This window comes from Thermoproteus uzoniensis 768-20 (assembly GCF_000193375.1).
Taxonomy (GTDB): Archaea; Thermoproteota; Thermoprotei; order Thermoproteales; family Thermoproteaceae; genus Thermoproteus; species Thermoproteus uzoniensis_A.
Genome location: NC_015315.1, coordinates 886,169 through 905,640 on the forward strand (window position 1 = coordinate 886,169; position 19,472 = coordinate 905,640).

20 protein-coding genes and 1 pseudogene are annotated in these 19,472 nt (G+C 64.5%); 12 read left to right on the forward strand and 9 right to left on the reverse strand.

Annotated elements, in window-relative coordinates:
* Positions 1–61 precede the first annotated feature (61 nt).
* Positions 62–2,440: a heavy metal translocating P-type ATPase gene (locus TUZN_RS04840; RefSeq protein WP_013679828.1), complete on the reverse strand. Its 2,379-nt coding sequence runs from the start codon at positions 2,438–2,440 to the stop codon at positions 62–64.
* A gap of 76 nt (positions 2,441–2,516) precedes the next feature.
* Here TUZN_RS04840 and TUZN_RS04845 point away from each other — a divergent pair, with 76 nt between their 5' ends.
* A complete protein-coding gene (locus TUZN_RS04845; RefSeq protein WP_237698272.1) occupies positions 2,517–2,855 on the forward strand; it encodes a DsrE family protein in 339 nt (112 codons plus the stop codon).
* A 20-nt stretch (positions 2,856–2,875) separates the two neighbouring features.
* Complete coding sequence (locus tag TUZN_RS04850; RefSeq protein WP_013679830.1) at positions 2,876–3,262, forward strand: hypothetical protein; 387 nt, start codon at positions 2,876–2,878, stop codon at positions 3,260–3,262.
* A 231-nt stretch (positions 3,263–3,493) separates the two neighbouring features.
* Here the strand turns inward: TUZN_RS04850 and TUZN_RS04855 are convergent.
* Positions 3,494–3,745: pseudogene (locus TUZN_RS04855) on the reverse strand (hypothetical protein); the annotation flags it as partial.
* A gap of 175 nt (positions 3,746–3,920) precedes the next feature.
* On the opposite strand from TUZN_RS04855, the gene TUZN_RS04860 reads away from it, so the two are divergent.
* Complete coding sequence (locus TUZN_RS04860) at positions 3,921–4,652, forward strand: SDR family oxidoreductase (RefSeq protein WP_052886101.1); 732 nt, start codon at positions 3,921–3,923, stop codon at positions 4,650–4,652.
* Between the two features lie 44 nt (positions 4,653–4,696).
* Positions 4,697–5,950 carry a lyase family protein gene (locus tag TUZN_RS04865; protein WP_013679833.1) on the forward strand — a complete coding sequence of 418 codons (1,254 nt, stop codon included), beginning with the start codon at positions 4,697–4,699 and terminating at the stop codon, positions 5,948–5,950.
* Between the two features lie 123 nt (positions 5,951–6,073).
* Here the strand turns inward: TUZN_RS04865 and TUZN_RS11460 are convergent, their stop codons facing one another.
* From TUZN_RS11460 to TUZN_RS04890, 5 genes are all read right to left on the reverse strand, one after another.
* A complete protein-coding gene (locus TUZN_RS11460) occupies positions 6,074–6,301 on the reverse strand; it encodes a heme-binding protein (RefSeq protein WP_013679834.1) in 228 nt (75 codons plus the stop codon).
* A complete protein-coding gene (locus TUZN_RS04875; RefSeq protein ID WP_013679835.1) occupies positions 6,298–7,293 on the reverse strand; it encodes an alcohol dehydrogenase catalytic domain-containing protein in 996 nt (331 codons plus the stop codon). The genes TUZN_RS11460 and TUZN_RS04875 overlap by 4 nt, the downstream gene beginning before the upstream one ends.
* 3 nt (positions 7,294–7,296) lie before the next feature.
* Positions 7,297–8,193 carry a fumarylacetoacetate hydrolase family protein gene (locus TUZN_RS04880; protein ID WP_013679836.1) on the reverse strand — a complete coding sequence of 299 codons (897 nt, stop codon included), beginning with the start codon at positions 8,191–8,193 and terminating at the stop codon, positions 7,297–7,299.
* 420 nt (positions 8,194–8,613) lie between these two features.
* Positions 8,614–9,153, reverse strand: coding sequence for a hypothetical protein (locus TUZN_RS04885; protein ID WP_013679837.1), 540 nt, complete (start codon positions 9,151–9,153; stop codon positions 8,614–8,616).
* A gap of 145 nt (positions 9,154–9,298) precedes the next feature.
* Positions 9,299–10,420 carry an AAA family ATPase gene (locus TUZN_RS04890; RefSeq protein ID WP_013679838.1) on the reverse strand — a complete coding sequence of 374 codons (1,122 nt, stop codon included), beginning with the start codon at positions 10,418–10,420 and terminating at the stop codon, positions 9,299–9,301.
* A 96-nt stretch (positions 10,421–10,516) separates the two neighbouring features.
* Between TUZN_RS04890 and TUZN_RS04895 the strand changes: the two genes are divergently transcribed.
* A complete protein-coding gene (locus TUZN_RS04895; protein ID WP_013679839.1) occupies positions 10,517–10,849 on the forward strand; it encodes a hypothetical protein in 333 nt (110 codons plus the stop codon).
* 27 nt (positions 10,850–10,876) lie between these two features.
* A complete protein-coding gene (locus tag TUZN_RS04900) occupies positions 10,877–11,350 on the forward strand; it encodes a flavin reductase family protein (RefSeq protein WP_013679840.1) in 474 nt (157 codons plus the stop codon).
* A gap of 96 nt (positions 11,351–11,446) precedes the next feature.
* Here TUZN_RS04900 and TUZN_RS04905 read toward each other — a convergent pair whose 3' ends face one another.
* On the reverse strand, positions 11,447–12,241 hold the full coding sequence (locus TUZN_RS04905; RefSeq protein ID WP_013679841.1) for a ZIP family metal transporter: 795 nt from the start codon (positions 12,239–12,241) through the stop codon (positions 11,447–11,449).
* 354 nt (positions 12,242–12,595) lie between these two features.
* The gene (locus TUZN_RS04910) at positions 12,596–13,084 is read right to left on the reverse strand and encodes a peroxiredoxin (RefSeq protein ID WP_013679842.1); all 489 of its coding nucleotides are present in this window, start codon (positions 13,082–13,084) and stop codon (positions 12,596–12,598) included.
* A 168-nt stretch (positions 13,085–13,252) separates the two neighbouring features.
* Between TUZN_RS04910 and lipA the strand changes: the two genes are divergently transcribed.
* The 6 genes from lipA to lipB are packed head-to-tail and all read left to right on the forward strand — an operon-like array spanning position 13,253 to position 19,461.
* Complete coding sequence (gene lipA, locus TUZN_RS04915) at positions 13,253–14,125, forward strand: lipoyl synthase (RefSeq protein WP_013679843.1); 873 nt, start codon at positions 13,253–13,255, stop codon at positions 14,123–14,125.
* A 30-nt stretch (positions 14,126–14,155) separates the two neighbouring features.
* Complete coding sequence (locus tag TUZN_RS04920) at positions 14,156–15,274, forward strand: thiamine pyrophosphate-dependent dehydrogenase E1 component subunit alpha (RefSeq protein ID WP_013679844.1); 1,119 nt, start codon at positions 14,156–14,158, stop codon at positions 15,272–15,274.
* Positions 15,271–16,236 (forward strand): alpha-ketoacid dehydrogenase subunit beta, encoded by a 966-nt coding sequence (locus TUZN_RS04925; protein WP_013679845.1) that lies wholly within the window; start codon positions 15,271–15,273, stop codon positions 16,234–16,236. Before TUZN_RS04920 ends, TUZN_RS04925 begins: the two co-directional genes overlap by 4 nt.
* Positions 16,236–17,420: a dihydrolipoamide acetyltransferase family protein gene (locus TUZN_RS04930; RefSeq protein ID WP_013679846.1), complete on the forward strand. Its 1,185-nt coding sequence runs from the start codon at positions 16,236–16,238 to the stop codon at positions 17,418–17,420. Before TUZN_RS04925 ends, TUZN_RS04930 begins: the two co-directional genes overlap by 1 nt.
* Complete coding sequence (gene lpdA, locus TUZN_RS04935) at positions 17,417–18,775, forward strand: dihydrolipoyl dehydrogenase (RefSeq protein WP_013679847.1); 1,359 nt, start codon at positions 17,417–17,419, stop codon at positions 18,773–18,775. Before TUZN_RS04930 ends, lpdA begins: the two co-directional genes overlap by 4 nt.
* Positions 18,772–19,461 carry a lipoyl(octanoyl) transferase LipB gene (lipB, locus tag TUZN_RS04940; protein WP_013679848.1) on the forward strand — a complete coding sequence of 230 codons (690 nt, stop codon included), beginning with the start codon at positions 18,772–18,774 and terminating at the stop codon, positions 19,459–19,461. Before lpdA ends, lipB begins: the two co-directional genes overlap by 4 nt.
* Positions 19,462–19,472: the final 11 nt, after the last annotated feature.

Genomic DNA, 19,472 nt, shown 5'->3' on the forward strand with positions numbered 1-19,472 from the left:
CGCAGATCTGCCTGCGATACTCGAACGGCGACGTAGCTCCACGCCCGGGGATCTACCGACCTCAAGCCCTCCTCAGCCGGAGGGAGTTGAGGGTGACCGAGATGCTGCTGAGCGCCATGGCCAGGCCGGCGAGCTCCGGGCGGAGCACGACGTAGGGGTACAGGGCCCCCGCCGCTATGGGTATAAGCGCCGCGTTGTAGGCGAAGGCCCAGAAGATGTTGAACTTTATATTCCCATATATTTTGTCCACTAGGCCCATCAGCTCGGCGAGCTTCGACAGATCGCCCCGCACTAGGACGAAGTCGCCCGCCTCCTTCGCCACGTCTGTCCCGGTGCCCACTGCGATGCCCACGTCGGCGGCCGCCAGCGCCGGCGCGTCGTTGACCCCATCGCCGACGAAGGCCACCCGCCGCCCGGCCCTCCTCATCTCGTCCACTATCTTGGCCTTGCCCTCCGGGTCGACTCCGGCGTAGACTCTCGTTATCCCCAACGCCGAGGCCACTGCCCTGGCTGTCTCCTCGTGGTCGCCCGTCACTATCACCGGCTCGACGCCGCGGGCCTTGAGCTCGGCGACCGCCTCGGCCGACCCCGGCTTGACTTCGTCCCCCACCGCGAACATCCCCACGACGCGACCCTCGGCGACCACGTACGCGACGGTGTAGCCCCTAGCCCTGAGCTCGGCCGCCCTAGCCGCTAAGTCGCCGTCCACAGCGGCGCCCATGCCCTCCACTATCTTCTCGTTGCCTACGGCCACCGCGACGCCGTCCACGACGGCGTATACGCCGAGGCCGGGGAGGGAGTCGAAGGACTCAGGCCTCCTAGGCTCCACGCCGGCAGATCTGGCGTACTCCACCAGCGCCGCCGCTATGGGGTGTTCCGACAAGAGCTCAGCGGAAGCGGCGAGCTCCAAAGCGCGCCGGTCGCCCAAGAACTCGACGACCTTCGGCCTCCCCCACGTCAAGGTCCCCGTCTTGTCGAACGCCACCACGTCGACTCTCCTCAAGGCCTCGAGGGCCTCCGGGTTCTTGACCAGAACCCCGCGTTCGGCCAGCCTGCCGACCCCCACCACTACAGCCATAGGCGTCGCAAGCCCGAGGGCGCAGGGACAGGCCACCACCAACACGGCGGCGGCGAACAGCAGTGCGGTCCCGAGAGGGGCGCCGCGCGCCAGCCAGACGGCGAAGGTCGCCGCGGCTACGGCCATAACCGCCCAGGTAAACACGCCGGCGATTCTGTCCACGAGGCTCTGGACGGGCAATCTGGCGTTCTGGGCGTGCCTCACCAGCTTGGCCATCTGGGCGATCAACGTATGCCTCCCGCTACGGGTCGTCCTGACGGCCAGACTTCCTCTGACCAGCGTGGAGCCTGCGAGGACTAAGTCGCCGGGCTTCTTCTCGACGGGCATGGGCTCCCCCGTGAAGGCGGACTCGTCCACGTAGCCGCGGCCGTCGTCCACCACGCCGTCGACGGGTATCCTCTCGCCCTGCCTCACCAACACAATCTCGCCGGGCGCCACCTCGTCGGCGGGCTTCTCGACCTCGGCGCCTCCGGCGACGACCCTAGCCCTCGGCGGCTGTAGCCCGAGGAGCCTCCTCACCGCCTCGCCTGTCCTAAGCCGCATTTTGGCCTCTAGATACCTCCCGGCCAACACAAACGCTATCACGGCCGCCGAGGCCTCGAAATACGTCGGGAGGCCCGCCGCCGCGGCGTAGGCGCTGTATAGATACGTCGCTGAGGTGCCCAGGGCCACCAAGGTGTCCATGTTGGCCGTGGCGTTTCTGAACGCCCGGAATGCTCCCTTGAGGAACCGCCAGCCGGAGTAGAGCTGGACCGGCGTGGCCAGAGCCCACTGGAGCAACGGCGCCCACCAAGCCCCGAGGCGGACGAACATGAGCGCCATCAAGACGGCCGCGAGGGGCGCGGCCACGGCGAGCCGCCTCCCCAGCTCGGCCAGCTCCACGGCCGCCGCCCTCCTGTCCACGTCAGTCTCGACTGCGCCGGTCCGCACCTCGGCGACCTCGAACCCGGCGCCCTCCAGCCGCCTCTTGACTTCCTCCGCCGACACGTCGAGGGGGTTGTAGAGCACCGAGACGCCTCCGCCGACTACGTCTGGCCTCGCCTCGAAGACGCCCCAGCCCTCTGCGGCCTCGGCGGCCTTGTGGACCTCCTCGGGGCCTACCCCCCGCAACGCCAGATAGGCCTCCTCTGCGTACACGTCGTAGCCCGCCCTCCGGACCGCCCTAAGGAGATCCCCGTACCTCAGCCTCGCCGGGTCGACGAGCAACCTCGCCTCGTCGCTCGCGAGGGACGCGGAGGCGGCGACGACGCCGGGCACCGACGCGAGGGCTCTCTGGACAGTCAACGCGCAGGTGGCGCAGTGCATCCCCAATATCTTCAACACGGCCTCCCTGCCGCCCTCGATCCTCAGCTTGATGTCCACGTATGTGCCGACCGCCTGTTAAATATATTGAGCGGTCGGCGGCGCCATGTTTATAAGCCTCTGCGCGCCGGCGGCCGTGAAGGCACTTATCCACGTGGATAGGGAGGACTTGCTCACGATGTCCATAGCCCTCTCCAACGTCGAGAACTTGCTGGAGGCGGTGCCGGGGGCGGAGGTGGCCGTCGTCGCCAACGGAAGCGCCGTGTTGTTCTTCGTCAGGCAGTCGCCCGCCCACATTAGGGAGAGGCTGGAGGCCCTCGCCGGGAGGGGCGTCAAGTTCTACGTCTGCGCAAACTCTTTGAGGGCCCACGGGATAGACAGCGACGACCTCCTCCCATTCGCCGAGGTGGTGCCCGCGGGCATCGCCAAGATCCTCGAGCTACAGGCCGCCGGCTACCTCTACGTGAAGCCGTAAAGCCATTCAGCCGCCCGTCTATGTTGCGCGAGGTCTTGCTCGCCCTCCACGTGACGGGCGTCGTGGGCTGGGCAGGCCTCACCGCAGGCGGCTACTACGTGTTGCTCGGCTGTGGGGAGTCTGGATTCCCCAGATACGCCAAGCTGGTCTACCTACAATTCTCCTCGGCCCTTCTCATATTCGCCACGGGGCTCGCCATGGCGTCCTACTACGGCCTCTCCCGCCCGCCGCTCTGGATATCTCTCGCCATCGCGATAGCCGCGGCGATGGGCGTCCTGGAGGTCGTCCACCTGCTGGCGGCCCGGGCGGGGTACCGCGCCTACATGAGGGCGGTCAGGCCGTTGATCCCGTTGTGGACCGCGGGGTACATCGCCATGATATACCTCATGGTCTTCAAGCCCACGTAGGGCCCCGCGCCGGCGGGGGCAACACGTCTCGGCCGGCCGGGCGACGTAAGATCTAGGTGAGGAGATCTCTTCGCGAGCAACGAAAGCCGTCCGAGCCCTCGGCGACATGGTCCCTCCGAGATCTCAGAGCCCCGTAGCCCTCGGCGGCTTTCTGCGAAAGAGATTTTAAGGCGTAGGCGGGGCATAGACGTGGCGGTTACTCTCTCGGCCCCTATCGCCGAGGTCTCGAGGCGCGTCCTCGACGTTGGAGACTCTCCTCTCTAGATCGGAGGCGCGCTTCTCCAGGCTCTCTATCCGCGCGGCCAGCTCTGCGAATCCGGCCTTGGTGTAGTCGGCGAGGGCCTTTAGGGCCTCGGCAACTGCCTTCATCTCCTCGCTACGGGCCTCCGCGAGAGCCTTCTTGACAGCCCTCTCCACAACCTCCTCAAGCACCTTAATGTCGGATAGACACGGAAATAAGCCGGCACTTTTTAAAAACCTGATGGATATTCGCTACGGCTACTTCTCGCGGTGACTATAAGTCGGTCGCTGTCTCTCGCTCGGCCTAGATTAGCCGGTCAGCCGCTTTACGGCCTGTCGTGCGGCAAGGCGGACGGCTGAGCCGTAGCCGGTTGCCGCGCGTCGCGATGGCGATATATAGGTGCTACTCGACACGTATATGGGCGGGAGACTTCAAGGGGCGAGGGTTTTCGTCGGCGGCGTCGGGCCCGGTCTGGGTTCTGCCGTCGTGTACTTCGCCCTTCTGGAAGGAGCCAGGGTGTTCGCTGTGGCGAGGTCTAGGGATTTCCTGGAGAGGCTACGGCGCGAGCTCTCCGGGCTTGGGGAGCTCCACGTGGGCGCCTACGACCTCTCGCGGCCCGAGTCCGCGGAGGCGGCGGTGGCCGAGGCCGCGTCCAAGCTGGGCGGGCTGGACGCGGTTGTGGTGACGGCGGGAGGGTACGTCGAGGCTCCGATAGACGCTCTGGACCCCGCGGTCCTGGAGGAGATGCTCTCGAGGAACCTCAAGGCCCACCTCTACGCCGTGAGGGCGGCCGTGAGGCGCCTCAAGCCGGGCTCCTCGATTGTCCTCGTGACTGCCGTCGGCGGGGCCTATCCCGCCTGGCTGAGGAACAACGCGGCGTACGTCTCGTCGAAGGCCGCGCTGGCGAGGGCCGTGGAGGCCCTGGCCGCTGAGCTCGCGGAGAGAGGCATCAGGGTGAACGGCGTGGCGCCCGGCGGCATGAGAAAGGACTTCGCCCCTGGCCGGGACTGGAGGCGGGAGCGTCGGCTGGGGGACCCGCAAGCCCCTCCTGAGGACGTGGCCCGCGTCATAATATGGCTGTTGACTGACGAGTCGTACTGGGTAAACGGCGCGGTTATACCTGTCGACGGCGGGAGGAGGCTCCTTTAGCCCAGAGCCGCGACACCCTTTTTAACTCCGCTCGCGGATTTTCCGTGTACGTTGAGACTGCCAGGAGACTGTACCTAGAGACGGGTTTTAGGTTCCCCCGCGAGGTTATATGGGCTATGGGCGTCGTGAAGGCGGCGTGCGCGGAGGCAAACGCGCGGCTCGGCGCGCTAGATGGCGAGATCGCGAGGGCGGTCGCGGCCGCTGCGCGCGAGCTGGCCGACGGGAAAATGGACGGCGAGATCGCCGTCGACGTGTTCCAGACGGGCTCCGGCACGGGGCTCAACATGAACGTCAACGAGGTCCTGGCCAGGAGGGCCTCCGAGATCCTCGGCATGCCGGTGCACCCCAACGACCACGTCAACAAGAGCCAGTCCTCCAACGACGTGGTGCCCACAGCGATAAGGCTCGCCGCGTTGCGGGCGGCCAGAGAGCTGTTGTTGCCCGCCTTAGACGCCGCCATATCTACGCTGGAGTTGAAGGCGTCTGAGTTTGCCAACGTCGTCAAGGCTGGCCGCACCCATCTACGGGACGCGCTCCCAGTGACGCTGGGGCAGGAGTTGGGAGCATACGCCGATGCCCTTAGACGCGAGAAGGAGTTCGTGGAGCTGGCACTGGCTAAGGTGGCGGAGGTGCCTCTGGGAGGGACCGCGGTGGGGACTGGGCAAGGCGCGCCGGAGGGCTTCGCCGAGCTGGCCGTGGCGCTGGCGGCCAAGGAGTCGGGCCTTCCCCTTAAGAGAGGCGACCCGTTCACGCAGATGAGGCTCCTCACAGACTTGTTGCTCCTATCCTCGGCGCTACGCGCCGTCTCGGTCGACCTCTACAGGCTTATGCAGGACGTGAGGCTCATGTTCTCTGGGCCCAACACTGGCCTGGCCGAGATAGATCTGCCGAGCCAGCGGGAGCTCCCCGGCAGCTCCATGATGCCGGGCAAACACAACCCCGTCACCGCCGAGGCCGCCATGCAAGCCGCGGCGCAGGTAATGGGCCTTGACCACGCCAACCAGATAGCGGCAATGCTCGGCGAGTTCGAGCTCTCCATGGGCATCCCGCTGACGGGCCACAACGTCGTTGTTCAGATAAAGCTACTGTCCGAGGCGTTGAGGAAGGCGGCCGCCGTGGTCGCCGATATTAGGCCCAACGCGGATAGGATGAGGGCCTACGCCCAAGCCTCCCAGGCCAATATCACGGCGCTGGCCGCCGCCTTGGGCTACGACGCGGCGACCCGCCTGGCCGAGATGCTCGAGAAGGGGGTGCCGCTTGAGGAGGCGTTGAAGTCGCTGTCTGGGTCAAAAAGCTAGGCGGCCCCCCACTTCCTCGTCTTGATCTCCAGCGCCCCCGCTGACTCTAACCGCCCCTTGAGCCCCCGGCCGACACGGGCAACCCGCCTTTGCCGAAGATCAGGCCTGCGCGAACTGTCAGCCCTATGTAGAAGGGGAGGTTCTGCGAGGCCCCCTCGGCGAGCTCCGCCTCTTGAAGATAGCGGCTGTCCGGGCCTTCAGATAGGCTATCAAGGGGGAGAAGACGTAGGTCCCGGGCGTCTTATAGAGGGCTATAAGCTCCCCATCTTCGCCGATCACCGCTATCGATACCCTTATCCCCAGCCGCTCGGCCTTGGCGACGCCCTCGCCGATTGCCTCAAAGACCTTCACGGAGCTACCAAGATCTTGCCGACCCTATCGGCGGACCTCAGCTCCTCCAGCGCCCTCTTGACGTCGGCAAGTGGGTAGACGCCGTGGATAGCCGCCTTTATCTTGCTGGCCTCCAAGAGCCTCACCACCAACCTGAAATCGCCGCGGGTGCCTCCCGTTGCGCCAATTACCGATATCTGCATTCCATAGAGCCTCCTCAAGTCGAGCCTCACCTCGCTTCCGGTCAAGGCACCGGCCGTGACATAGCGCCCTCCTCTCCCCAGAAGGGAGAAGCTCAGCTCCCAACTCCCGGCCCCCGTCGGGTCCAGCACAACGTCGAAAGGAGCCGCCTCTCTGGCCTCCTCAGGCGCCACCACGTGATCTGCGCCGAGCGCCCTCAAGACGGACCCAGCCCTCTCCTTACGCCTAGTCACAGCGTATACCTCTCCGCCGAGGAGCTTGGCGAACTGGATCAGATACGTCCCGACGTTGCCCGTCGCCCCCACGACCGCTACCCTCTCGCCCGGCCTTATGGAGGCCCTCCTCGCCATATTGAACGCCGTCAAAGCGCCGATAGGCAGAGTCGCCGCATCCCTCAAGTCGGCCCTAGTGGGCTCCACGTTCTTGGCGGGAGCCACCGCGTATTCCGCCATAGCTCCCTGGGTGGAGACTCCGATTATGGCCCCTCCAGTGATCTCGCACATCTGGGTCTCGCCGGAGAGGCAGTACCGACAGTGGCCGCAGTAGAGCCTGTTGTAGACCACCACGGCGTCCCCGCGCTGGGGGCTCGAAACGCCCGGCCCCACCTCCTCGACCACGCCGGCGAACTCGGAGCCGGGTATGTGGGGCATCGGCGACGCCTTTACGGCGCCGGCCACGACGTTGTAGTCGAGGGGGTTAACGCCGACGTAAGCCACCCTTATCAGGACCTCCCCGGGGCCGGGCCTGGGGACGGGGACGTCCTCGATCTTTAGGTTCTCCAACCCGGGCGCCGGGAAGACGGCGGCCCTCATATGCTACTTCTCCTCCACTACGTAGTTCCGGAGCACGCCGATCTTCTCGACCTCGGCCTCCACCACGTCGCCTCCCTTGAGGAACTTGCCTCTGGGGAACCCGACGCCGGGAGGCGTCCCGGTGAATATGAGGTCGCCCGGCTTCAGCGTTATGCCCTGGGAGGCCCAGTATATGAGCTGTTGTACGTTGAAGATAAGCTCGGAGGTGTTGCCCCTCTGCTCCACCGCGCCGTTTACCCTGAGCTCCAGGCCTAGCTTGTTGGGGTCCTCTATCTCGTCCCTAGTCACTATGTAGGGCCCCACAGGCGCGGCTGTGTCCATGGACTTCCCCCATATCCAGTTGAGGCCGTACTGGGTGGCCGGGTACTGCCAGTCCCTAAGGGATATGTCGTTGCCGACGGTGTAGCCGAAGACGTAGTCCAGGGCCCTCTCGGGAGGTATGTATTTGCCCGGCCTCCCCAAGACGACTACGAGCTCCACCTCCCAGTCCATCTTCTCGACCACCTTGTGCTTGACTACGGGCTGTTCGTGGCCGACCAGAGCGTTGGGTAGCTTGGGGAAGAAATAGGGCTTGGGCGGGGGCTCGTGCCCCATCTCCTTGCCGTGCGATTTGTAGTTCACCGCGACGGCCAAGATCTTCTCGGGGTTGGGGACCGGGGGCTCCCAGACTATATCCTTGGGGCTGAGCTTAGCCTCCTCGGGCGCTCTGCGGGAGATATACTCGACTATCTCCAGCGCCGGCCTCCCGGCCGCTATGAGCTTCCTCATGTCGTGGAGGAAGTCCGGCGCCTCGTAGGCGTCGTAGACGAGCGTGTAGGCCTTGGGGAGATCCACCACGAATCCGTCGAGGAACAGTCCGACTCTCCGCGCCTCGCCCTTCCTGAACGTCAACAACTTCATAGAGCAGTGTAACGAGGGTCTAAAAAAGTACTAGGCCTGGCAGTAATACGTCGCTACTGGGTGGAGAAGGCGTGTTTCAAGCTCTTCGAACAAATGGTCTAGGACGCGCCCCCTCCGCCGCACGACGTTGGAGAAGTCGGAAATACCTCGACGCCCGCCGGCGCAGCGGCCTCAGCCCCGAGCGAGCGCCGCGTCTAGATTGGGGGCCGCCAGCCATTCACGAACCTCGCGTCGCATCGCCGAAGCCGCAAATCGTGGCCGTAAGCGCGCTAGGACGACGTAACCCGGCTGTGATAGACGCAGACGCTACGGCTGGGATGGGCGCCCCGGGCCGACGATCGCGGGACTCGGCCCCTACGCCTATAGAGGATGCCGAGGGACGGGCCGCCGGCGTCTTCGGCCCAGTCGGCGGGCGCTGGGCTAGCCCCTCCTCTCCGCCTCCCTCCTCCTCAACAAGCCCCTCACTATCGCTATGTACATCACCAGTTTGGGGTAGTACCTGAATAGGTCTTCTCTCCCGGTCTCCCAAGCCTCCTTGTCGATAGCCTCGGCGATTCTCTCCAGCTCGGCCACGTCGTCCCACGTGTAGTCCTTGATGTCCTTATCCAGCAACTCGATCAGCCTTCTCCTAACCTCCTCGGTGTAGTACTTCGACTTTGCGAGGGGGACCAAAGCCCTAAGAGTTCCGCGCAACAGAACAGCCTCCGGCTCCGTTATGAGCCCCTTAGCGGCGAGGAAGTCTATCAAGGCGTTCTGGTATCCGTAGAAGGCCTCCCTCACCTGCACAAGGCCCTTTGCCAACTCCTCCACACGCGCCTCGATCCTATCGATGCGGCCGCCGAGTTCTACCCTCACGGACTCAATTTTTCTGTCTAGCGTGTAGTAGAGTACTACGATCGCGATTACTACAAGCGGCGCCTGTGCTATGAGCGAGCTGACTACGAATCCGAGATCTATCACGTAAGCCGCCGGCCTTCTCAGCTTATAAGCCTTATCCGCAACAGCCGCCGCCTAGAAACGCAAGCCGTCTGGGCGTCGCCCGCGGGGCCGTCATGTCTATGGTAGAGGCGGCCGGACGGAGCCGCGGCCCGCACGTAGCGGGAAGCTATCTGAGGTACCGCTCGACGGCCCTCCGCACGATTGGGTCCGGGATCGAGTAGAGATCGCCGGCCTTTTCGAGGATCCCCATCTTCACCAGATAGTGGAGCAAGGCGGTGAAGTTCTTGTCGTCTATCTCGGCCCCCTCGCGGGCCTCGACCGCCATCTTTATCTCGGACCACCTCATCGGCCTCAACGCGACGGCCTTCAATATGGCGCGGTATCTCTCCTCGGCCCTCGACTTCAGCAGAAATCTCTCGAGCTCGGCCGCCTCCTGCCGCGCCGCCGTATCGGCTATCTCCTCCAGGCCGCCCGCGCCCGCGGTCCTCGCCCAGCCGTAGTAGGTGAGCCAGCCGATGATGCCGTCTAGGAGATCCACGGCCCTCTCCAGCTCCTCCTCGGGCGGGCTGATCCCGGCCTCGCCGAAGCCCCTCCTCAAGAAGTCGAGCGCCTGCTCTCTGCCCAGCCTCCTCGTCCTTATCTCGACTACGGCCCTCCCGTAGAGAGGTGACTCGGGGTCGTCTAGCCTCAAGATATCGTACACGAGGCCTATCTGCGAGCCCGTGACGATGGCCACCAGGTTGGGCAGATTGTCGTAGATATACGCCAACAGCTTGGCCAGCCCCACCCCAGCCCCTCTCAGCTCCTGCACCTCGTCTATGGCCACGGCCACCCGCTCGCCGGCTTCCTCGGCTACGCGGTCCACGGCCTCCAGCAACGAGGCCAAGTCGGCGCCTCCCCCGCTCCAGCTCAACGCCACAGATAGGCCGTGCGCCGACACCGAGATCCCCCTCACCGAGCCGAGCGCCTGGATGAGCTTGTCCCTCAGGGAGGCCTCACGCCTGAGGAATTCCGTAAGGGCTCTGCCGAGCTCCGCCGCGAAGCCGCGCGCCGTGGCGCGGCCGGTCGCCAACGCGGCGCGTCTGGCGTCTATATAGATATGCGGCACGCGGAGGCCGTTGAGGAAGCTCCTCACCAGACTGGACTTGCCCGTCCGCCTAAGCCCCAACACGGCAGTGATGCGGCCTTTCTCATACCCCAGCCGCAACATACGGAGCTCCTCCTCGAAGTCGTAGAGCTCCTCAAGCGACTCCTTGGGCTCTAGCTTGAAGAGGGCTGGTACAACCACCAGTTACTGGTAGTACCACCAGTTAATAAACACATGGCGCGGCCGGCCGTCCATACGTCGCCCGTAATGCTAAAATTGGCGAATCGCCAAGCCTCCATGCGGAGGGCGCTAGCGGCTATGTTGGCCTTGCTCTCGGCGGGCTACGTTGCCGTGAACTTTGTGGGGTTGCCCGAGGCGTTGGTGGCCGAGAACCTGGCCTTCGCGGCCGTGTACGCGGCCTTGGCGGCGGCCATCTGGCGGGGCGGCGGGCCTCCGGCGTACGCCGTCTTGCTTGCGGCGGCCGCCTTCAACGCCGGGAGGGTGTCCGAGGTGATCTGGTCGCCCGCCGTGGGCTTGGGCCCCCTCGCCGCCCAACACCTTCCGCTACTGGCGTATCTGGCCGTGGTGGCTGTGTTGGCCGCGGTCCAGATAGCCAGAAGCGGCCGGTAGCTTATTTCTGGCGATATCGGCCAACACATGGCCTTCACTGGCGACTATCTGAGGAGGATAATGAGGCGCTACCCCACCGACGTGTCCGTCGTGACGACGGCCTATAGAGGCGCCTTCTACGGCCTCACCGCCAACTCCTTCATATCCCTCTCCCTGAACCCGCCCCTAGTCCTCGTGGCCATAGACAAGAGGGCCAGGACGCACGAGGCAGTCAAGGGATCCGGCGTCTACGCCGTCAACATACTTGCGCACGACATGGAGGAGATCGCCAGGAGGTTCGCCACGGCGCCGCCCGAAGAGCGGTTCAGAGACCTCAAGCTGGCGTTCGCGGCCACGGGAGTGCCCATACTGGCCGACGCCCTGGCCTACCTGGACTGCGAGGTCGTCGCCGAGTACCCTGGAGGAGACCACACCATATTTGTCGGCAGGGTGGTCGACGGCGCCGTGCTGAACGACAAGCCTCCGCTCATATACTACGACAGGGGATACCGGTCGCTTTGACACAATAGCAGGGGCTCTGGGCTGTGTAGCTCACGACGTCGCCGCAAGCCTCCCGGCCTTCAATTAAACCCCTCTGAAATTTGCCGCTGATAGCGGCTACAGCGAGCCCGGCATCGCGAACAGCAGTATGCTTTCCGTCGCGAAGGCCAGCGCCACGCCGGCCACCAACGACGCCCAGAACCTATAGCTGGTGAGCCCGCCCAGCTTGGGCAAGGCGCTGAGGTTGACGTGTAGCAAGGCGTATACAATAGAGGCCGTCGCCACGGTGTCGAGTGTGGCTATGAAGAGCCCTCCGCCGAGCCCCGTGTAGTATACAGCGGCCCCCGGGATCGCCGGCAGTCCGGCCAGGAGGGACAGACCCGCTATATACGCCGGCGAAGGCCTCGCGGCTCTATCCCCGAGCAACGGCCCAACTATGGCGAAGCCCTCTGTCGCGTTGTGGACGGCAAAGCCCACGGTGAAAAGCGCCGCCGAGGCCACGGCGCCTGCGAGGAGGCTGGCGGCTATGGCGAAGCCCTCGCCCACGTTGTGTATGCCGAGGGAGAGCGCCACTATAAACGCCGAGGCGGACGAAGGCGCCGCGCCCGCCCTAGCGCCCAGCCTCTCCGCCTTCGCAAAGACCACGAACGTCGCGACGAGGGCCGCAGTGGTAACAGCTACCGCCGCCAAGAAGTCCGGCAATGTGGCGGGCTTGGCCAGCCCCTCGACGTACTCAGACGCCTCGTGACCAGTCTCAAGGGCCAGATAGGCGAGGATCCCGCCGGCCATCGCCTGCAGAGTCCCCAGACTTTTTTGATCTAGCCTATACCTGGCGAGGTACATGGACCAGGCCCCTATTAACACAGTTATTCCAGCCAGGAACCCGTAGCCGATAGGCACCAGTTGGTCCATCGCGGTATTCCCCAATATGTACTTTTAAATATTAACAATGTTATTAGATCTTTTTAAAAACGATTTCGAAATTAAATTCGCTATGAACGCCGAAGGTCGGCAACAGTCTTTTATATTTTCAACACTGATATCTTAAGCTATATCGTTCCGTAGCCATGTTAGAAAGCCTTATCGGGCGCCGGGTTAGGCTAGTGTTAGCCAGACGCAACCAAGTGCCGAGGCAGGTCTAGAGGTGGCGGAGGGGATCCTGCCCACATCGCGATAGGGCGCTGGCTAGCTATGGCGAGTGGGTGAGGCGGCGGAGAGGGAATCGGCCGTGGAGGCCAAACTTGTGTATAGTTAAAAGCGGGTTTTTCATGCGCCGCGGCTTACCTTTTCGGCCTCCTTGATGACCTCGTCGTACGGCGGCTCGTTGCGCGGGTCGTCGCTGTGCCAGACGTACCTAATCGTGCCGCTCGGGTCGACAATGTAGACGGCTCTCTTGGCTAGGTGGAAGAGCGGCAGGCCGAGCAGGTTCGCCTGGACCACGTCGTACATGCCTATCACTATCCTGTTGTAGTCGGAGAGAAGCGTGAAGTTGAGCTTGTTGGCGTCCTTAAATGCCTTGAGCGCGAACGGGCTGTCCACCGAGATCGCCAACACCTCGGCGTTGGCCTTGTTCAGAAGCGCCATCTTGTCGCGGAACGTGCACAGCTCCTTGGTACATACCGAGGTGAAGGCGCCGGGGAAGAAGAGGAGCACCACGGGCCTCCCCCTCTTCAACACCTCGGACAGCCGCACCGGCTTCAGCTCCTCGCTGAGTAGCTCGAAATCCGGAGCCTTGTCGCCTACTTTGAGCACCATAGCCGTGCGTCGATGGACATTTTTAAACATTGGTCCACAACGTTATCACGGCGATAAGATCTCCGAAGAACGGCAGACGCCTCCGCGACGGCCGCGTGGCTTCAAAAGTAAAGATATAAACTCAACAAAGTATATTGATCTGATTTAATTATATATTTCGCTTAGGTTATGCTTCCGCCTTGGCTCGCCACGACAGCCGGCGATTATGGGTCTATCTCGAGGATCAGGCAAGCCCTCAACCGCTACGGGCTCTACACGGTATGCGAGGGCGCCCGGTGCCCCAACATATTTAGATGCTGGGGCGAGGGCACCGCGACGTTCATGATACTTGGGGAGGTCTGCACCAGGTCTTGCAGGTTCTGCTCGGTGCGCACCGGGGATCCCAGAGGCCTCGTCGATATGGGCGAGGCCGAGAGGCTCGCCAAAGCCGTCAAGGAGCTGGGGTTGCGGTACGTGGTGGTGACCTCGGTGGCGAGGGACGATCTGCCCGACGGAGGGGCCTCCGCCTTCGCCGAGGCGGTGAGGTTGCTGAAGGGCGCCGGCGCGTTGGTCGAGGTGTTGGTGCCCGACTTCGGGGGGAGCGCCGAGGCGGTAGCCGCAGTGGTGAGGTCGGGACCCGACGTCTTCGCGCACAACATCGAGACCGTGCGGCGGCTGACCCCCTCGGTGAGAGACAGGAGGGCGGGCTACGACAGGTCTCTGGCCGTCTTGAGGGCCGCCAAGGAGTTCGGGGCGCCCTTGACCAAGTCGGGCCTCATGTTGGGCCTAGGCGAGACCTTCGAGGAGGTAGTGGAGGCCCTCGACGATCTGCGGAGGGCGGACGTGGACATAGTCACAATAGGGCAGTACATAAGGCCGACCGGCTCCCCGAGGCACATCAAGCCGGCTAGATACGTCACGCCCGAGGAGTTCGAGAAGCTGGGCGATGTCGCCAGGGCCATGGGGTTCAAGGCCGTGGCGTCGGGGCCGTTGGTGAGGAGCTCCTACATGGCGGCCGAGTTATATAGGGAGGCCTTGAGGAATATAGTATACATAAGTTAAAACTTATATATTAATTTCGATTTAGCTAGTGTGTTGGAAACAAATTTAGAAATTCCTAGACAGTATAGAACAGAAGTTAAACAGCCGCAGATCTTCAGAGTGCTCGGCCAAGACGGCGAGCCCAACGAGGCCTACGAGATAGGCTATAAGCCGACCGAGGGCGAGCTGGCCAAGGCGTATAGGTGGATGGTGGTCGGCAGGACTCTCGACAAGTACGCCTTGATGTACCACAGGATGGGCAAGGTGAGGTCCACCTACGGGCCTCACGAGGGGCACGAGGCCGCGGACGCCGGCACGGCGCTGGCGCTCAGGCCGGAGGACTGGGTGGCGCCGCACTACAGGAACTTGACTCTCGTCATCGCCCGCGGCGTCCCGCTGGAGGTTATATGGGCCAAGTTCTTCGCCAAGTCCGGCGACCCCGACAAGGGCAGGAACCTCACGATCGAGTGGGGCGGCTTCAAGAAATGGCGCATTCTGTCGATTGGCGCCCCTATAGGCCACCAGTACGTGTACGCGGCTGGGTTCGCCTACGCGCTGAGGTATATGAAGAGGGACGAGGTGGTGGCGGCCTACATCGGCGACGGCGGCACCTCGACCGGCGGCTTCCACGCAGGCTTGAACTTCGCCGGGGTCTACAAGGTCCCCGCGGCGTTCTTCATCTACAACAACCAATACGCCATATCCATGCCGGTGGCCAGACAGACCGCGGTGGAGCGGCTGGCGACCAAGGCGGCGGCATACGGGATAGAGGGCGTCTCGGCCGACGGTATGGATCTCCTGGCGGTTGTCAAGACGGCCAAATGGGCGGTCGAGAAGGCGAGGCGCGGGGAGCCAGCGTTGGTGGAGTACGTGATGTACCGCTTCGGCCCCCACACCACGGCCGACGATCCCCTGACCAGGTATAGGGACCAGAAGGAGGTTGAGGAGTGGAGGCGTTGGGATCCTCTGGCCAGGCTGGAGCGCTTCCTGATAAGGTCGGGGATATACAGCGAGAGCGACGTGAGGACTATCTGGGAGGAGGCGGAGAGGGAGGTCAAGGAGGCCGCCAAGGCGGCGGAGGCAATGCCCGACGTGCCCGTCGAGGAGGCGGTAAGGGACGTCTACAGCTTCGTCCCCAAGTCGCTCCAGGAATGGCTGGGGGAGCTATGATCGCCAATATGGCCAAGGCCATAAACATGGCGTTGCACGAGGAGATGGCGAGGGACGAGCGGGTTGTCGTGTTGGGCGAGGACGTGGGGAGGAGAGGCGGCGTCTTCCTCGTGACCGAGGGGCTCTACGAGAGGTTCGGCCCCGAGAGGGTGATAGACACGCCGCTCAACGAGGGCGGCATATTGGGCTTCGCGCTGGGGATGGCCATGGCCGGGCTGAAGCCGGTCGCCGAGATACAGTTCGTGGACTTCATATGGACCGGCGCCGACGAGCTTCTGAACCACATAGCGAAGCTCAGGTATAGATCCGGCGGCGAGTACAAGGCTCCGCTGGTCGTCAGAGCGCCGGTGGGCTCGGGCGTCAAGAGCGGGCTGTACCACAGCCAGAGCCCCGAGGCCGTGTTCGTCCACACGCCGGGCCTGGTCGTGGTCATGCCGTCGACGCCCTACAACGCCAAGGGGTTGCTCAAGGCGGCCATAAGGGGGGACGACCCGGTCGTCTTCCTCGAGCCGAAGATACTCTACAGATCGCCGAGGGAGGAGATCCCCGACGGGGACTACGTGGTCGAGATAGGGAAGGCCAGAGTGGCCAGGGAGGGCGACGACGTCACGGTAGTGGCCTACGGGGCGATGGTCCACAGAGCGTTGGAGGCGGCCGAGAAGGCCAAGGCGTCTGTGGAGGTCGTAGACCTGCTCACGCTCAACCCTATGGACGTCGACGCGGTCCTCAAGAGCGTGTCGAAGACCGGGAGGCTGGTTGTGGCCTACGACGCGCCCAAGACCGCCGGGCTCGGCGCAGAGGTGGCCGCCGTAGTCGCCGAGAAGGCCTTGGACAAGCTCGCGGCGCCTGTCGTGAGGGTGGCGGGTCCCGACGTGCCGCAGAGCCCCGTGGCCCACGACGCCATCTACGCGCCGACGGTCGAGCGTATATTGAAGGCGATAGAAAAGGTGATGGCGTACTGATGGAGTTCAAGTTCCCCGATCTGGGAGAGGGCCTCGTCGAGGGCGAGATCGTCAAGTGGCACGTGAAGGAGGGGGACTACGTCAAGGAGGGCGATCCCCTGGTAGACGTAATGACGGAGAAGGCCACGGTCACCCTCCCCGCCCCCGCCGCGGGCAAGGTAGTCAAGATCTTGGCCAAGGAGGGCCAGGTAGTCAAGGTGGGCCAGACGCTGTGCGTAATCGAGCCGGCGGAGGGCGAGGCGAAACAAGCCGAGAGGCCCCAGGCCGAGGCGGCCCAGCAAGCCCCCCGCGAGGTGGCCGCCATGCCTGCCGCCAGAAGGCTCGCCAGAGAGCTCGGCGTAGATCTCGCCAAGGTCAAGGGCACAGGCCCCGGCGGGGTGATAACAGTCGAGGACGTAAGGAGATATGCCGAGGAGCTCAAGGCCAAGGGAGGGGAGGCGCCGGAGGCCCCCAAAGCCGCCGAGGCGCCTAAGGCTGTCGGGGGCGCCGAGGAGGCGGAGGTGATCCCCGTGAGGGGCATTAGGAGGGCCGTTGCGGAGAAGATGACGAAGGCGAAGAGGCTCGTCCCGCACGCCTACCATCTGGAGGAGGTGGACCTCACCGAGCTCATAAGGCTTCGCGAGAGGCTGAAGGCCGAGGCGGAGCGGCGGGGCGTCAAGCTGACGCTTCTGCCCTTCGTGGCGAGGGCCGTCGCGCTGGCGTTGAGGGAGTTCCCTATGCTGAACTCCGAGTACGACGAGGAGAAGAACGCCATAGTTGTGAGGAAGGCGGTGAACTTGGGCATAGCCGTAGACACAGAGCAGGGCCTAGTGGTGGTCGTGGTGAGGGACGCCGATAGGAAGGGCGTGTTGGAGCTGGCCAAGGAGATCGCGGCGCTCGCCGAGAAGGCCAGGTCCGGCAAGCTGGATATACAAGACGTCAGGGGCTCCACGTTCACCATAAGCAACATAGGCGCCGTGGGAGGGCTCGGCGGCCTCTCCATACTCAACTACCCCGAGGCCGCTATCATGGCCGTCGGCCAGGCCAAGAAGAAGCCGTGGGTTGTCGAGGGCAGGATAGAGATAAGGGATATAGCCCTCGTGGCGGTCAGCTTCGACCACAGAGTGGTCGACGGGGCGTACGTGGCCAGGTTCGTGAACAGGGTGAGGGAGCTCTTGGAGAGGCCCGAGCTCCTCTTGCTATGAAGCTCGTCGTGGTGGGCGGCGGGCCGGCCGGCTACGCGGCGGCCATAAGGGCGAGGCACCTCGGCATCGACGTGGTCCTCGTGGAGGCGGAGCACGTCGGCGGAGAGTGCACCAACCACGCCTGTATCCCCTCGAAGGCTTTGCTCCACGCGGCGGAGGTCTTCCGCGCGGCGGCCTCGGCGCCGTGGCTTGCCGGCCAGCCCTCCTTCAAGTGGAGGGAGGCCGTTGCGTGGAAGGACAAGGTGGTGGAGAGGCTGAGGCGCGGGATAGAGTTCCTCCTCAAGTCGGCCGGCGTGGAGGTGGTGCGGGGGCTGGCGAGGCCGGGCCCCGGCAAGTCCGTGGAGGTGGACGGCAGGAGGATAGAGTACGACTTCCTCCTCCTGGCGACGGGCAGCGAGCCCGTCGAGCTGCGCCAGCTACCCCGCGGCGGGAGGGTGGTGGGCACCCGGGAGGTCTTCAGCCTAGAGGAGGCCCCCGCGTCGGTGGTGGTCGTCGGGGGAGGCGCCGCGGGCGTCGAGGCCGCCTCCCTGTTCTCGATGATAGGGGCAGACGTCCACCTAGTGGAGGTCATGGACAGGCTCCTCCCCGGCCTCGACCCAGACGTCTCTAGGCAGGTGGAGAGATCCCTCGCGGGCAGAGGAGTCAAGGTGCACACATCAAGCGAGGTCGCCAAGGCGACAGACGGCGGGAGGTCGGTCCGCCTAAAGCTGTCGACGCGCGAAGGCGAGAAGGAGGTGGAGGCCGAGCTGGTCGTCGTGGCGGTGGGCAGACGCCCCAGGCCAGGCCCCTTCGCCTCGCTAGGCCTCGAGCTGGACTCCAGAGGAGCCGTGAAGACCGACCAGTCCATGAGGACGAGCCTGCCCTGGGTGTACGCGGCGGGGGACGTGGCGGGGCCGCCGTACTACGCCCACAAGGCCTACGCCCAGGCCAAGGTCGCCGTGGAGAACATGGCGGGGCTCAAATCGGCCTACGAGCCCCGGGCCGTGCCCGCGGTCATATTCAGCGACCCCGAGGTGGTGTCTGTCGGCCTCACAGAGGAGGAGGCGGCTAGAAGGGGGTATAGGCCCAAGTCGGCCAGAGTGCCCCTATCGGCGATCGGGCGCGCCGTGGCGACGGACTCCTCCGAGGGCTTCGCCAAGCTCGTCTACGACGGGGAGAGCCGCATAGTGCTGGGCGTCCACATGGTGGGGCGCGGCGTCTCGGAGCTGGCCGGCGAGGCCGCGGCCCTCGTCGAGTTCTACGCCACCGTCGACGACCTCGCGCTGGTGGTCCACCCCCACCCCACGCTCTCGGAGGTGTTCGTGGAGCTGGCCGAGGCGGCCCTCGGCAAGCCGACGCACGTGGCCAAGCTATGAGGATCGTCTGGATCGGCAGGACGAGGTACCCGGAGGCCTGGCGGTTGATGAAGTCTATCCACAGAGCGGTCGCCTCGGGGCTTCTAGACGACGTCGTATTGGTCACGGAACACGACCCCGTGGTGACGGTGGGCAAACACGGGAGGGTCAACAACGTGTTGAGGTGGGACGTGCCCGTCTACGTGGTGGAGAGGGGAGGGGACGCCACGTACCACGGCCCCGGGCAGGCGGTGGTGTACCCCGTAGTGGTCTTGAGGTGGCCGTTGCGGCGCTACATAGACGCGTTGGAGAACGCGGTCATAGCGGCGTTGGGGCGCTACGGGATAGAGGCGGGGAAGAACCCCGGCCATAGGGGGGTCTGGATCGGCGGGAAGAAAATAGCCAGCTTGGGAATAGCGGTGGAGGACAACACGGCGTACCACGGAGTCGCCGTAAACGTCTCAATTGACGTGGGCGAGTTCGCCAGGATAAACCCCTGCGGGCTGCCGGCCTCCCTCATGACGTCGATGAGGCTACTCGGCGTCGACGCCGACGTCAAGGACGTGGGCATACAGACGGCGCTCAGCCTAGCCAAGGAGCTCGGCCTGCCCGCCGAGATCTCCGAGAAGGCCCCCGACGTGCCTCTACTGCCGGTCGAGCTGAGGCCGGTGCAAGTCCAGGAGGCGGGGCCTCCCCCGGAGCGATAGCCTTTTAAATA

Excerpts from the sequence above, each read along its gene's own strand:
- lpdA (WP_013679847.1), top strand. The coding sequence starts at position 17,417 with ATGAAGCTCGTCGTGGTGGGCGGCGGGCCGGCCGGCTACGCGGCGGCC.
- TUZN_RS04850 (WP_013679830.1), top strand. The coding sequence starts at position 2,876 with ATGTTGCGCGAGGTCTTGCTCGCCCTCCACGTGACGGGCGTCGTGGGC.
- lipA (WP_013679843.1), top strand. The coding sequence starts at position 13,253 with ATGCTTCCGCCTTGGCTCGCCACGACAGCCGGCGATTATGGGTCTATC.
- lipB (WP_013679848.1), top strand. The coding sequence starts at position 18,772 with ATGAGGATCGTCTGGATCGGCAGGACGAGGTACCCGGAGGCCTGGCGG.
- TUZN_RS04905 (WP_013679841.1), bottom strand. The coding sequence starts at position 12,241 with ATGGACCAACTGGTGCCTATCGGCTACGGGTTCCTGGCTGGAATAACT.
- TUZN_RS04900 (WP_013679840.1), top strand. The coding sequence starts at position 10,877 with ATGGCCTTCACTGGCGACTATCTGAGGAGGATAATGAGGCGCTACCCC.
- TUZN_RS04925 (WP_013679845.1), top strand. The coding sequence starts at position 15,271 with ATGATCGCCAATATGGCCAAGGCCATAAACATGGCGTTGCACGAGGAG.
- TUZN_RS04910 (WP_013679842.1), bottom strand. The coding sequence starts at position 13,084 with ATGGTGCTCAAAGTAGGCGACAAGGCTCCGGATTTCGAGCTACTCAGC.
- TUZN_RS04880 (WP_013679836.1), bottom strand. The coding sequence starts at position 8,193 with ATGAAGTTGTTGACGTTCAGGAAGGGCGAGGCGCGGAGAGTCGGACTG.
- TUZN_RS04895 (WP_013679839.1), top strand. The coding sequence starts at position 10,517 with ATGCGGAGGGCGCTAGCGGCTATGTTGGCCTTGCTCTCGGCGGGCTAC.
- TUZN_RS04875 (WP_013679835.1), bottom strand. The coding sequence starts at position 7,293 with ATGAGGGCCGCCGTCTTCCCGGCGCCCGGGTTGGAGAACCTAAAGATC.
- TUZN_RS04930 (WP_013679846.1), top strand. The coding sequence starts at position 16,236 with ATGGAGTTCAAGTTCCCCGATCTGGGAGAGGGCCTCGTCGAGGGCGAG.
- TUZN_RS04860 (WP_052886101.1), top strand. The coding sequence starts at position 3,921 with ATGGGCGGGAGACTTCAAGGGGCGAGGGTTTTCGTCGGCGGCGTCGGG.